The following is a 12,254-nucleotide window of genomic DNA, read 5'->3' as shown; positions in this document are numbered from 1 at the left end:
ATCGCCCTGTGTAGGAAGGACTACCCCCGGTGCCCGAAGCACCCACCCCCCGACTGGTGTATGACGCCCTTTTGATCACCTCGCACAACGACTTCTACAAACCCGCCGTCGCGCCGCGCGTCATCGGGCTCGGACTGGGTGCGGCGCTCATAGCCGAGCTCGTGCTCTCGGGGCACCTCGACGTCTGGACCCGCGAAGGCTCCAAACTGGTCTGCAGCGACCGCGGCGCGCCCCCGCCCTCGGATTCGCTGGGGCTCTGGCTGATCGAGCTCGTGCGCGCCGAGCCCGCCAACCTGGCCGTGCCCGAATGGCTCGAATACCTCGCCCTCGTCGACATCTACGCCAAGACGGCCGAGCACATGGCCGTGGCGGGATTGATGGTGCGCACCCAGCGCCGCACCCGCTGGCGGCAGCGCACCCAGGTCGCCTACGAGGCGTCCGACGCGCTCACCGCCCAGGCGCCCTTGGCCCGCATGCGCCGCTACCTGACCGCCCTGGACACTCGCATGTCGCTTGTAGACACATTCCTGCTCGCGCTCACCGAGGCCGTCGGACTGTCCAGATCGCTCTACCTCCAGACCCCCGCCCGGGCACGCGAATACGCCGAAGCCCACGTCAGAGCACTCCCCGCACCGCTCCAGACCGTCCGGGGACACCTGGCGGCCGCCGTGGCCACCACCGCCCTCACCGGCAACCTCTGACACCCCCACCAGAAATCGCATAAAGGAGAGACCGCCTCTATGTCCACCCCACCCGCACCGCCCAGCATGATCAGGTCCGCGCTGGCGCGCGACAAGCTCGGCACGTTCAGCCTCCTCCACTTCTCCCTCACCGCCGCCACGCCCCTGACGGTCATCGCCGGCGGCGTCGTGGTCATGTTCGCCGTCGCCGGCCAGATCGGCATCCCGCTGGGCTACATCGTGATCGCCGCCTGCCTGTGGCTGTTCAGCGTCGGCTACACCACTATGGCCAGGCACATCACCAACGCGGGCGCCATGTACGCCTTCGTCTCGCGCGGTCTCGGCCGCATCCCCGGCGTCGCCGCCGCCTGGGTCGCGGCGACCTCCTACTGCGCCCTCCAGGCCAGCCTCTACGGCCTGCTCGGGCTCACCGCGCAGAGCGTCCTCGAACGCATCGGCCTCGACGTGCCGTGGTGGGGCGCCGCCCTGGTCGCGTGGCTGCTCATCGGCCTCCTGGGCACCCGCGCGGTCGACATCAACGCGAAGGTGCTGGCCGTCCTCCTGTCCATTGAGATCGCCGTCATCCTCCTGTTCAGCGTCTCCAACTTCCTGCACCCGGCCGACGGCGTCTCGTTCGCGGCGCTCTCCCCGAGCGCGCTCGGCGGCGAGGCCGCCGGGGCCGTCCTGGCGCTGGCCGTCATCGGCTTCATCGGGTTCGAAGCGCCCACCGTCTACGGCGAGGAGGCCCGCGACCGGCGCCGCACCGTCGCTCGGGCCACCCTTGCCACCATCGGCATCCTCGCCGTGGTCTACGTCGCCTCGTCGTGGTCGATCATCACCGCCGTCGGCGACGGCAACATCGTCTCGGCCGCGGTCGGGGACCCCGACCTCATGTTCACCCTCGCGGGCGACCAGCTCGGGAGCGCCTGGGGCACCATCGGCGAAGTGCTGCTGCTGACCTCGGTCACCGCCGCCGCACTGTCCTTTCACAACACCACCGCCCGCTACCTGTTCGCCCTCGGACGCGAGCAGGTGCTCCCGGCCAGGCTGGGCCGCACCTCGGCGCGCGCCTGCGCGCCCGTGGCGGCCTCGGTGGCGCAGACCGCCGTCGGCGGCGTCGTCATCGTCATCTGGGCCGTGTTCGAACTCGACCCGCTGACGCACCTGTTCTACTACATGGGCACCGCGGCCGGGATCGGCCTGATCGCACTCATCACCACGTGCGCGATCGCCGTGGCGGTGTACTTCGCGCGCGACCAGCGCGACGAGCCGGTGTGGAACACGCGCATCGCCCCGCTGCTCGCCTGCCTCGCGCTGGCGGGCGTGATGTGGCTGTCGGTCATCCACTTCCACACGCTCCTGGGCGTCGAGAAGGGCTCGCTCCTGCCGCGCCTGGTGCCGATCCTGTTCGCGGCCCTGGCGCTGCTCGGCGCGGGCTGGGGCGCGTACCTCAAGCAGGTCAAGCCGGAGGTGTACGCGGGCATCGGCTACGGCGCTCAAGCCACGCTCGTGCAGTCCGCCGAACCCGAGGAGACGGCGGAGGTGGCCGGTGGCCGGTAGTCCGCACGAGGGGAGCGCGGTCGCGGCCATGCTGGCGCAGGCGTTCCTCGACCTCCCGACCGCCCTCTGGCTCGTCGCCGACCCCGACGAGCGCCTCAAGGCGGTCCGGGGCCAGTTCGAGCTCCTGGTGGAGCACGCCGAGGCCCACGGCGGCATCGTCACCGCGGGCGAGCTCGACGGCGCGGTGGTCTGGTTCGACCACACCAAGCCGCCACCGCCCATCCCCGACTACGAGGAGCGGCTGCGCGAGGCCTGCGGCGAGCACGTCGAGCGGTTCGCCCGCCTCGACCGGGTCATGGAGCACCACCACCCCACCGAGCCGCACGCCTATGTGGCGCTGGTCGGGGTGCGCGAGGAGCGGCGCGGCCGGGGCCTGGCCACCGCCATGCTGCGCGAGATCAACGAGCGGCTCGACCACGAGGGGACCGCCGCCTATCTGGAGGCGGTGTCGCCCGGAGTCGCCCGGCTCTACGAGAGCCTCGGCTACCGGACGCATGCGAAGCCGTTCCACCTCGAGGACGGCGGCCCCGCCCTGTATCCGATGTGGCGCCAACCGGCGCGCTGAACCGGCACCGCGCGGCCGGTCCCGGGCTTTGGGCCCGGGACCGGCCGCGCGGTCGGCGTCTCGCCGTGGCGGCACGTTCACCGTGGAGTCCTACCGGCGTCGAGCCGACACCGCACAGGTTATAGGCTATATAATTATTATAGGTTATAGAATATAAGATATAACCTATCCTAAAGTGATGGTCCGCTCCATACGGGGCCGCGCCGGAGTTCGTCGCCGCCCCGTGTCCTCGGTCAGGCTCGGGCACGGTCCGCGGTGGCCGGGGCGTCCCAGTCGATGCGGTAGCGCTGGGCCGGTCCGATGGTCTTCTCGGGATTCATGGCCGCCTTGATGAACAGCGGCATCAGCAGCGGCATGATCTTCTGGGCGACCGGGCCGGGGGCCTTGGCGCGGTTGGTCTTCGCCGCCATAGCGGCGATCCGCTCCACCCGTGGGCGCCGCAGCCGCTCGTAGGCGGCGTAGGCCTCGCGCACCCGGTCAAAGTCGCGCAGGCACCGTGCCAGTTGGATCGCGCTCTCGATGGCGAGCGAGGCGCCCTGGCCGGAGCTGTTGGACGGGGCGTGGACCGCGTCGCCGACCAGGACCATCCGCCCGCGGTGCCAGTGCGGGACCGGCGGCATCATGTGCAGCGCGCCCACCACCTGGAGACCCGCCGGATCGGTGCGGCGCACCAGTTCTCCGCCGGGGGTGTCCTCGCCGTAGGTGGTGCGGAGCGTCGCCATCCACTCCTCGTTCGGCGTCCGGCGCGCCTCGGTCAGCGACAGCGGCCGGTGCGGCAGGTTGGCGCCCCACCTGGTGCCGCCCGTGGCCTCGCGCCAGTACAGGTAGTAGGCGCGCTTGCCGAAGGCGAACGTCATGGTCTCGCGGTCGACCGGCGGCTCGAAGTCGGCGAGCCCCTCGAATCCGAGCATGCCGGTGAAGCGCGGGCCTGGCGCGGCCGGGTCGATGAGGCGGCGGACGGCGGAGTGGACGCCGTCGGCGCCGATGAGGACGTCGGCGGTGGCGCTGGTGCCGTCCTCGAACAGGGCGGTCACCGCATCGCCGCTCTCGCGGGCGTCGACGAGGCGCTTGCCGTATTCGGTGCGGACGCCGTGCGCGGCCGCCCGATCGTGGAGCGCGCGGTACAGGTCGGAGCGGTGCACGATGCGCAGCGGCCCGACGTCGGGCAGTCCCGGCAGGGCGAAGTGCTTGCTGTCGCCGACGGCCATGGCCTGACGAGAGATGGGCTGGGCCGCGGCCTCCACCGCCTCGGCGGCGCCGACGATCTCCAGTGCCGCGAGGCCGTTGGGGGCCAAGGCGAGCGTGCCTCCCGCTCCGTCAGAGCGGGTCGGATGGGACTCGTAGACGGTCGCCTCGACCCCGGCCTTGCGCAGGGCCGAGGCGACGACGGGTCCGGCGATGCCGCCGCCGATGACGGCCGCCGTTCGTACTGTTGCCATTGTTCGCTTCTCCTCAGGTGGTGCGGTTCGCGTGGTGCTGTTCGTTGCGCGGACCGGCACGGGAGAAGACCCGGTTATCCTCGAGGTTGCCGCCTTCGGGCCGGATTCGTGCTCCCGCATGAGCGCCGGTTCGGGGTTTCGGAGGCCCCGGCGCCGGTGCTGCAACACCGGTGCCGGGGCCGCTGTCATCGCTTGTCCTCCTCGGCGCTCCTTTCGGCCAGTTCGCGCAACTCGTCGGGGATCTCGCCGCTGGCGTGGAACTTCCGCCAGTCCCCCAGGCCGGGGAACGAGCCGGATTCGACCTCAGTCAGCAGTGAGCGCACCCAGGCGGTCTCGGCCTCGGCCATGGCGAGGTCGTACTCGTTCTCGACCAGGAACAGCCGCGGTACCTCCGCCCACTCGGCGAGCGACTCGCGGAGCTCCTCGGCCTGCGCCTCCAGCGCCGCGAGCCGCTGCCGCAGGAGCGCGGCCACCTCGTCGGGCGGGAGGGCGGCCATGACCGACAGGCCGGCGCGGAAGTGCGGGAACTCGCGCTCGGGGGTCGCGAGCAGCTCACGGGTCCAGTCGACCAGCTCTTCGCGGCCCTCCTCGGTGATCCGGTAGACGGTCCGCTCGGGGCGGCGGCCCTCGCGGGACGTCCCGGCCTCTTCGAGCAGTCCGCGCTCGGCCATGCGCTCCACGACCGAGTACAGCGAGCCCCACTTGACCGGCATGTCGCGGTCCTTGCCCCAGCCGCGCAGCGCCCTGGCCATCTCGTAGGGGTGCATCGGCCGGTGCGCCACGACGCCGAGCACCGCCAGCGCCGTCAGGTTGCCGACCTTGCGCCGCTTCGCCACCAGAACCGCCTCCTCTTCACATACTCGTTTTCGAGTATACGTATTAGAGTAATGGCGTGCAAGCGGATCAGGAATGTGGGTGGCACAACATACCGGATGGTCGGTATGATGACAGCACCCGTCACCGACCGCCATCCGAAAACCCAGCCGCCCTTGACAGGAGGCCTCCGTGCAGATCACCGGTGCCGTGCTGGAGCGCTGCGGCGCTCCGGCGCCGTTCGCAGCGTCCGAGCCGATCACCATAGGCCCGCTCGAACTCGACCCGCCGGGTCCCGGCGAGCTCCTGGTGCGCATCGAGGCCGCGGGCGTGTGCCACTCGGACCTGTCCGTCGTGGACGGCAGCCGCGTGCGGCCCGTGCCGATGCTGCTCGGGCACGAGGCCGCCGGAATCGTGGAGGAGGCCGGTTCCGGCACCGGGATCGCGGCCGGACGGCGCGTCGTCATGACGTTCCTTCCCCGCTGCGGGCACTGCGACGCCTGCCGGACCGAGGGCCGCCTCCCCTGCACCGTCGGCAGCGCCGCGAACGCAGCGGGCACGCTCGTGGGCGGCGGGATCCGGCTGCGCCGTGACGGCGCGGCGGTGAACCACCACCTGGGCGTGAGCGCGTTCGCCACGCACGCCGTGGTCGCGGCGGCGTCGGTCGTCCCCGTCGACGACGACGTGCCGCCCGACATCGCCGCACTGCTCGGCTGCGCCGTCCTCACCGGCGGCGGCGCCGTGTTCAACGCCGGGCGCCCCGGTCCCGAGGACGCCGTGGCCGTCGTCGGGCTCGGCGGCGTCGGCATGGCCGCGCTGCTCGTCGCGATAGCACTCGGCCACAAGGCCATCGGCGTCGATGCCGTGCCCGCCAAGCTGGAACTGGCACGGGAGCTCGGCGCGGCCGCCGCCTACACTCCCGCCGGGGCCGCCGACGCCGAACTGCGCACACCAGTCGTGATCGAGGCCGCCGGCTCGGCCCGCGCCTTCGAGACCGCCTGCGCCGTCACCGCGCCGGGCGGCACCACCGTCACCGTCGGCCTGCCGCACCCCGACGCCCGCGCGAGCATCGCGCCGCTGGTCCTCACCGCCGAGGCGCGCACCGTCGTCGGCTCCTATCTCGGCTCGGCCGTGCCGAACCGCGACATCCCCCGCTACGTGGCATTGTGGCGCTCGGGAAGACTGCCGCTCGACCGGCTCGTCTCCGACCGCATCGCCCTCGCCGACCTGCCCGCCGCGCTGGACCGCCTCGCGGCGGGCACGGCACTGCGGCAGCTCGTCACCTTCTGACACCGTCCGACACTGGAGAAAGGACCGATACATGACCGCTCGCACCGCCATCGTCACCGGCGCCGCCAGGGGCATCGGGGCCGCCACGGCCCGCCGCCTGGCCGCCGACGGCCACGCCGTCGCCGTGCTCGATCTGCTCGAAGACCAGGCCCAGGCCACCGCCGAGGCCATCGCCTCCGAAGGCGGCCGGGCGCTCGCGGTCGGCGTGGACGTCGCCGACGAGGCGGCCGCGGCCGCCGCCGTCGACCGGGTCGCCGCCGAGCTGGGCGCGCCCGCGATCCTGGTGAACAACGCCGGGATCCTGCGCGACAACCTGCTGTTCAAGATGTCCGCCCAGGACTGGGACGCCGTTCTCGGCGTGCACCTGAGAGGAGCGTTCCTCATGTCGCGGGCCGTGCAGTCGCACATGGTCGAGGCGCGGTGGGGTCGGATCGTGAACCTGTCGAGCACCTCGGCGCTGGGCAACCGCGGGCAGGCCAACTACGCCGCCGCGAAGGCGGGCATGCAGGGCCTGACCAAGACCCTCGCGTTCGAGCTCGGCAAGTTCGGCGTCACCGCGAACGCCGTGGCCCCCGGGTTCATCGAGACCGAGATGACCAGGGCCACCGCCGAGCGCATCGGCGTGTCCTTCGAGGACTTCCTCGCCGGGGCCGCCGCGGAGACGCCCGTGGGCCGCGTCGGGCAGCCGGAGGACATCGCCGCCGCGGTGGCGTTCTTCTGCTCCGAGGAGGCCGGGTTCGTCTCCGGGCAGGTGCTGTACGTGGCGGGAGGGCCCAAGGCATGAGCGGGCGGATCGAGGCCGACTCCCCCGCCGCGCTCGCGGGCGCGGTCGGGAGCCGGGCCACCGGCGAGTGGTTCGCGGTCGAGCAGGCGCGCATCGACGCCTTCGCCGACGCGACCGGCGACCACCAGTGGATCCACGTCGACCCCGAGCGCGCCGCGGCAGGGCCCTTCGGCGGGCCGATCGCGCACGGCTACCTCACGCTGTCGCTGCTCCCGCGGCTCCTGGGGGGCCTGATCGAGATCGGCGGCCTCGCCATGTCGGTGAACTACGGGCTGGACCGGCTCCGCTTCCTCCGGCCCGTGCCGGCCGGGGCCCGCGTGCGGGCCGCCGTGGAGCTGGCCTCCGTCGAAGCGACGGGGCGCGGCGTGCGCGCCGGATACGACGTGACCGTGGAGATCGAGGGCGCCGAGAAGCCCGCGCTCGTGGCGAGGACGATCACGCTGTACGTGCCCGAGCCTTGATGAGCACGGCCTTGAGTGAGCACGAGAAGCGGCCCGGACGGCTTGTGGCCGTCCGGGCCGCCCGGGTTCACAAAGGTCTAGAGCTTTTCGAGGACCATCGCCATGCCCTGGCCGCCGCCGACGCACATCGTCTCCAGGCCGTAGCGCCCGCCGGTGTCGGCGAGCGCGTTGATGAGCGTGGAGGTGATGCGCGCGCCGGTCATCCCGAAGGGGTGGCCGACGGCGATCGAGCCGCCCTTGACGTTCAGGCGCTCCTCATCGACGCCGAGCATGCGCGCGGAGGGGATCACCTGGGCGGCATAGGCCTCGTTGATCTCGACGAGGTCCATGTCGTCGATCGCCAGACCGGCCCGCGCCAGGGCCTGCGCGCTGGCGTCGACGGGACCGAGGCCCATGATCTCGGGCGAGAAGGCGCTCACGCCGGTGGAGACGATGCGCGCCAGGGGTTCCAGCCCGAGTTCGTCCACGATCCGCTCGGAGACGACGACCACGGCGGCGGCGCCGTCGTTGAGCGGGCAGGCGTTGCCCGCGGTGACGGTGCCGTCGGGGCGGAAGGCCGGTTTGAGGGTCGCGAGGACCTCGACGGTGGTGCCCGGCCTGGGGCCGTCGTCGGCCGCGACGACGGTGCCGTCCGCGAGCGTGAGCGGCGTGATGTCGCGTTCCCAGAACCCGTCGGCGATCGCCCGCTCGGCGCGCTGCTGGCTGCGGGCGGCGTAGGCGTCCTGCTCCTCGCGGGTGATCCCGCACAGCCCGGCCACGTTCTCGGCGGTCTGGCCCATCGCGATGTAGACGTCGGGCAGTTCGCCGCTCAGGCGCGGGTCCTCCCAGACGGCGGTTCCGGCCCCGGAGCGGTCGTCGCTGCGCTCCCGCGCGTCGTTGAAGACCGGGTTGGTCAGGTCCTCGCCGGGGATGTGGTCGCTGGAGCCGCGGTCCATCCTGCTCACCGACTCCACGCCCGCCGAGACGAACACGTCGCCCTCACCGGCCTTGATCGCGTGGAACGCCATGCGGGTGGTCTGGAGGCTGGACGAGCAGTATCGCGTGATCGTGGCGCCCGGGACGGTGTCCCAGCCGAGCATCACGGCGACGTTGCGCGCCATGTTCATGCCCTGCTCGCCGCCGGGCATGCCGCAGCCCAGGAGCAGGTCGTCGACGCGCGCCGGGTCGAGCCCTGGGATCTTGCCCATGGCCGCTGCGGTCATCCGCGCCGCCATGTCGTCGGCGCGGACGCCGGTGAGCGATCCCTTGCCCGCCCGCCCGATGGGCGAGCGCGCGGTGGCGACGATGTAGGCCTCGGTCATGTGGTCCTCCTTGAGGGTGGTGGGAAAGGTCAGACGAACGCCTGGCGTCCGGTGATCGCGCGGCCGACGATGAGGTTGTTCATGTCGCGGGTGCCTTCGTAGGAGTAGACGGCCTCGGCGTCGGCGAAGTGGCGCGCGACGCCGTGGTCGAGCTGGATGCCGTTGCCGCCCAGGATCTCGCGGCAGCGGCCGACGGTCTCGCGCATGCGCGCGGTGACGAAGGCCTTGGCGAGGGCGGAGTGCTCGTCCCGCTGGCGGCCCTCGTCCTGGAGCTGGGAGACGCGGACGCACGTGCCGAGGCTCGCGGTGATGTCGGCCAGTGAGTTGGCGAGCTTGTCCTGCACGAGCTGGTAGGAGCCGATCGGCTTGCCGAACTGCTCGCGCTCGGCGGCGTAGCGCACGGCGGCCTCGTAGGCGCCGATGGCGATGCCGACGGCCTCCCAGGCGACGCCGGTGCGGGTGAGCGTGAGGATCTTCGCGACGTCGCGGAAGGAGTCGACGCGGGCGAGCCGGTCGGTTTCGGGGACGGCGGCGTCGGTGAGCGTGATGTCGGCATTCTGCACCGAACGCAACGACTGCTTGCGTTCGATCTTGACGGCCTCGAAGCCGGGCGTGTCCTTCCGGACGAGGAAGCCCTTGACCTGGCCGTCGGCGGTGTCCTTGGCCCAGATGACGGTGACGTCGGCGAAGGTGGCGTTGCCGATCCAGCGCTTGGCACCGTTGAGAGTCCAGGTGTCGCCGTCGCGGGTGGCGGTGGTGCGCAGGCCGCGGGCGACGTCGGAGCCGGACAGCGGTTCGGTCAGGCCGAATGCGCCGATGACCTCGCAGCGGCCCATGCGCGGCAGCCATTCGGCGCGCTGCTCGTCGGAGCCGCCGACGCCGATCGAGGTCATGGCCAGGCCGCTGGTGACGCCGACGAACGTGGCGAACGAGGCGTCCACGCGGGCGAGTTCGAGGCCCGCCCAGCCGCGGAAGACGGCGCTGTTGGCGAAGCGGGCCGACTCGGGCCAGGCCGCGCCGACCACGCCGGTCTCGGCGATGCCGGGGATGAGGTGGTGCGGGAACTCGGCGCGCTCCCAGTACTCGTCGGCGATGGGGCGGACCTCGCGCTCCATGAACTCGCGCAGTCTGAGCACGGCCTCCAGCTCCACGGGCGTGAGCAGGTCTTGGAAGGCGTAGCAGTCGGCGTCCAGCAGCGTCATGGTCTCTCCGTTCCTCCGCCGACCCGGCCCGAACATTCCGACCGGTCGGTCTGTGTCTAGTATGCAACATTATCCGCGGTGTCGGGCCTAGCCTAGATCGGGTCGCCATCGCGTGGCACCGCAATCCCGAAGGAGCGACCATGACCGGTTACCGCCACCCGTTCCCGTTGCGCTGGAACGACAACGACCAGTACGGCCACATGAACAACGCCGTGTACTACGAGGCGATGGACACCGCGGTGAACACCTGGATGGTCCACCGCGCCGGCCTGGAGGTGTCCGGCCCGGTGATCGGCGTGGCGCGGGCGTCGTCGTGCGAGTTCCTCGCCTCGGCGTCGTTCCCCGAACGGCTCGAGGTGGACGTCGCGGTCGCCCGGCTCGGGCGCACCTCGATCACCTGGGACCTCGCCGTCCTGCGCGAGGGCGCGCCCGACCGGGGCGAGCCGGTGGCGCTCGGCACCTTCACCCACGTGTTCGTGGGCCGGGACGACCGCCGCCCGGTGCCGGTCCCCGAGGCCATCAGGTCCGCGGTGGTCGAGCATCTCGAGGTCCTCGCTACGGCGTGAACCGCTCCACCAGCTCCCGCTTGAGGACCTTGCCGCTCGCGCCGATCGGGAGCTCGTCCACCACGTGCACCACCCGCGGGTACTTGTAGGCCGCGACCTTCGCCTTCATGTGGGCCACCACCGCTTCGGCATCCACAGTGGCGCCCTCGGCGGGGACGACGGCGGCGTGGACCTCCTGCCCGTGCGTCTCGTGCGGCAGCCCGAACACCGCGGCGATCGCGACGCCGGGATACCGGGCGAGCACGGCCTCCACTTCGGATGGATAGACGTTGTAGCCGTTGCGGATGATCATGTCCTTCTTGCGGTCGACGACCGTGACGATGCCCTCGGCGTCGACGGTTCCGAGGTCGCCGGTGCGGAACCAGCCGTCCACGACGGCGGCCTCGGAGGCGTCGGGGCGGCCGAGGTAGCCCTTCATGAGGTTGTGCCCGCGCACGACGATCTCGCCGAGCGTGCCGGGCTCGTCGATCAGTTCGATGCGGCCTTCGGTCTCCGCCTCGGCGACGGCGACGTCCACGCCCCACATGGGACGGCCCACGGTGCCGGGCCGGATCGGCTCGAACACGGTGTTGAAAGTGCACGACGGCGAGGTCTCGGTGAGCCCGTACCCCTCGTGGACCTCGGCGCCGTAGGCCTGCTCGAAGGCCTCCAGGAGCGCGGGAGGCAGCGCCGCGCCGCCGGAGACGGCGTACCGCAGCGGCGGGCGCTCGGCCTTCCTCGCGGCGGCCGCCACCATGCCGGCGAAGTTCGTGGGGACGGCCGTGAACAGGGTCGCCTGGTGGCGCACGAGGAGTTCGAGCGCCTCGTCGGGGTCGAACTTCGGCAGCAGGATGATCGACGCGCCGACGCGAAAGGCGATGTTGAGCACGGCCATCTGCCCGAAGGAGTGGAAGAACGGCAGGCCGCCGTAGATCACGTCGTCGGGCCGCATGTCGAAGGAGTCGATGAGCGAGCAGTGGACCTGCTCGACCATCGCCAGGTGCGAGCCGACGGCGCCCTTGGGCGTGCCGGTGGTTCCCGAGGTGTAGAGGACGGTGGCGGCGGCGAGCGGACCCACGGGGGCCTGGCGGGCGATCGGCGTCGCCGCTGCGGCCTCGGCCTCCAGGCGCGCGACGGGCGATCCGCCGACCTCGAGTCCTTCGGGGGCCAGGACCGTCACCAGCGGCACGCCCGCGCGGGCCGCGGCCGGGGCGGCCTCGGCGAGCACGGGCGCGGCGGCCACGGCGAGGTCGGCCTCGGCGTCCTGGAGCACGAAGGCGATCTCGTCGGCCTTGAACAGCAGGTGGATCGGGACCACGACGGCGCCGAGCGCCAGGGCGGCGTAATAGACGCGCGGGAAGTCGGGCACGTTCGGGACGATCATCGCCACGCGCGAGCCGGGGCCGATCCCGCGGGCGGCGAGTGCCCCGGCGTAGGCGCGGGTCTGGTCCCACAGTGCGCCGTAGGTGATGGTGCGGCCCATGAAGTGCAGGGCCGGGCGGTCGGGGGCGCGGCGGGCGGTCTCGGCGAGGATGCTCGCGATCGAGAGGGTGCCGTAGCCGGGGCCGTCGACGGCGGGGTCGTTTCGGTGCGTCATGGTTGCCTCCAAGGGGA

General features: G+C 72.0%; 12 protein-coding genes. 7 read left to right on the top strand and 5 right to left on the bottom strand.

All coding sequences use genetic code 11. The features are described 5' to 3' along the window. Window positions 1-29 precede the first annotated feature (29 nt). Genes H613_RS0113345 through H613_RS0113335 form a run of 3 tightly spaced genes read left to right on the top strand, consistent with a single transcriptional unit; the run spans window position 30 to window position 2,805 of the window. Window positions 30-701 carry a GPP34 family phosphoprotein gene (locus H613_RS0113345; RefSeq protein WP_084546597.1) on the top strand — a complete coding sequence of 224 codons (672 nt, stop codon included), beginning with the start codon at window positions 30-32 and terminating at the stop codon, window positions 699-701. A gap of 39 nt (window positions 702-740) precedes the next feature. Continuing rightward, window positions 741-2,240: an APC family permease gene (locus H613_RS0113340; RefSeq protein ID WP_035738053.1), complete on the top strand. Its 1,500-nt coding sequence runs from the start codon at window positions 741-743 to the stop codon at window positions 2,238-2,240. After that, on the top strand, window positions 2,230-2,805 hold the full coding sequence (locus H613_RS0113335; RefSeq protein ID WP_026924194.1) for a GNAT family N-acetyltransferase: 576 nt from the start codon (window positions 2,230-2,232) through the stop codon (window positions 2,803-2,805). Before H613_RS0113340 ends, H613_RS0113335 begins: the two co-directional genes overlap by 11 nt. A gap of 233 nt (window positions 2,806-3,038) precedes the next feature. Here H613_RS0113335 and H613_RS0113330 read toward each other — a convergent pair whose 3' ends face one another. Next, window positions 3,039-4,244 carry an FAD-dependent monooxygenase gene (locus H613_RS0113330; protein ID WP_026924193.1) on the bottom strand — a complete coding sequence of 402 codons (1,206 nt, stop codon included), beginning with the start codon at window positions 4,242-4,244 and terminating at the stop codon, window positions 3,039-3,041. Between the two features lie 185 nt (window positions 4,245-4,429). Continuing rightward, window positions 4,430-5,080, bottom strand: a complete 651-nt coding sequence (locus H613_RS0113325) for a PadR family transcriptional regulator (protein WP_026924192.1) — start codon at window positions 5,078-5,080, stop codon at window positions 4,430-4,432. 169 nt (window positions 5,081-5,249) lie between these two features. Here H613_RS0113325 and H613_RS0113320 point away from each other — a divergent pair, with 169 nt between their 5' ends. Genes H613_RS0113320 through H613_RS0113310 form a run of 3 tightly spaced genes read left to right on the top strand, consistent with a single transcriptional unit; the run spans window position 5,250 to window position 7,592 of the window. After that, the gene (locus H613_RS0113320; protein WP_026924191.1) at window positions 5,250-6,347 is read left to right on the top strand and encodes an alcohol dehydrogenase catalytic domain-containing protein; all 1,098 of its coding nucleotides are present in this window, start codon (window positions 5,250-5,252) and stop codon (window positions 6,345-6,347) included. A gap of 31 nt (window positions 6,348-6,378) precedes the next feature. Then, entirely contained in the window at window positions 6,379-7,131 is a 753-nt protein-coding gene (gene fabG / locus H613_RS0113315; RefSeq protein WP_026924190.1) for a 3-oxoacyl-ACP reductase FabG, read from the top strand. After that, window positions 7,128-7,592 carry a MaoC family dehydratase gene (locus H613_RS0113310; RefSeq protein WP_026924189.1) on the top strand — a complete coding sequence of 155 codons (465 nt, stop codon included), beginning with the start codon at window positions 7,128-7,130 and terminating at the stop codon, window positions 7,590-7,592. The genes fabG and H613_RS0113310 overlap by 4 nt, the downstream gene beginning before the upstream one ends. Window positions 7,593-7,669: 77 nt before the next feature. On the opposite strand, the gene H613_RS0113305 is transcribed toward H613_RS0113310, so the two are convergent. Next, on the bottom strand, window positions 7,670-8,893 hold the full coding sequence (locus H613_RS0113305; RefSeq protein ID WP_026924188.1) for an acetyl-CoA C-acetyltransferase: 1,224 nt from the start codon (window positions 8,891-8,893) through the stop codon (window positions 7,670-7,672). Between the two features lie 29 nt (window positions 8,894-8,922). Next, window positions 8,923-10,095 carry an acyl-CoA dehydrogenase family protein gene (locus H613_RS0113300; protein WP_035738051.1) on the bottom strand — a complete coding sequence of 391 codons (1,173 nt, stop codon included), beginning with the start codon at window positions 10,093-10,095 and terminating at the stop codon, window positions 8,923-8,925. A gap of 140 nt (window positions 10,096-10,235) precedes the next feature. Between H613_RS0113300 and H613_RS0113295 the strand changes: the two genes are divergently transcribed. Next, complete coding sequence (locus tag H613_RS0113295; RefSeq protein WP_026924186.1) at window positions 10,236-10,661, top strand: acyl-CoA thioesterase; 426 nt, start codon at window positions 10,236-10,238, stop codon at window positions 10,659-10,661. Here H613_RS0113295 and H613_RS0113290 read toward each other — a convergent pair. Beyond that, window positions 10,651-12,237 (bottom strand): AMP-binding protein, encoded by a 1,587-nt coding sequence (locus H613_RS0113290; RefSeq protein WP_026924185.1) that lies wholly within the window; start codon window positions 12,235-12,237, stop codon window positions 10,651-10,653. The genes H613_RS0113295 and H613_RS0113290 overlap by 11 nt on opposite strands. Window positions 12,238-12,254 lie beyond the last annotated feature (17 nt).

The organism is Glycomyces arizonensis DSM 44726 (assembly GCF_000482705.1).
Classification (GTDB): Bacteria; Actinomycetota; Actinomycetes; order Mycobacteriales; family Micromonosporaceae; genus Glycomyces; species Glycomyces arizonensis.
This window is presented reverse-complemented; position numbering and strand designations above follow the sequence as displayed.

What these genes read in the sequence shown, in the direction of transcription:
- H613_RS0113330 (WP_026924193.1), bottom strand. Translation starts at nt 4,244, where the DNA reads ATGGCAACAGTACGAACGGCGGCCGTCATCGGCGGCGGCATCGCCGGA.
- H613_RS0113305 (WP_026924188.1), bottom strand. Translation starts at nt 8,893, where the DNA reads ATGACCGAGGCCTACATCGTCGCCACCGCGCGCTCGCCCATCGGGCGG.
- H613_RS0113340 (WP_035738053.1), top strand. Translation starts at nt 741, where the DNA reads ATGTCCACCCCACCCGCACCGCCCAGCATGATCAGGTCCGCGCTGGCG.
- H613_RS0113290 (WP_026924185.1), bottom strand. Translation starts at nt 12,237, where the DNA reads ATGACGCACCGAAACGACCCCGCCGTCGACGGCCCCGGCTACGGCACC.
- H613_RS0113310 (WP_026924189.1), top strand. Translation starts at nt 7,128, where the DNA reads ATGAGCGGGCGGATCGAGGCCGACTCCCCCGCCGCGCTCGCGGGCGCG.
- H613_RS0113295 (WP_026924186.1), top strand. Translation starts at nt 10,236, where the DNA reads ATGACCGGTTACCGCCACCCGTTCCCGTTGCGCTGGAACGACAACGAC.
- H613_RS0113300 (WP_035738051.1), bottom strand. Translation starts at nt 10,095, where the DNA reads ATGACGCTGCTGGACGCCGACTGCTACGCCTTCCAAGACCTGCTCACG.
- fabG (WP_026924190.1), top strand. Translation starts at nt 6,379, where the DNA reads ATGACCGCTCGCACCGCCATCGTCACCGGCGCCGCCAGGGGCATCGGG.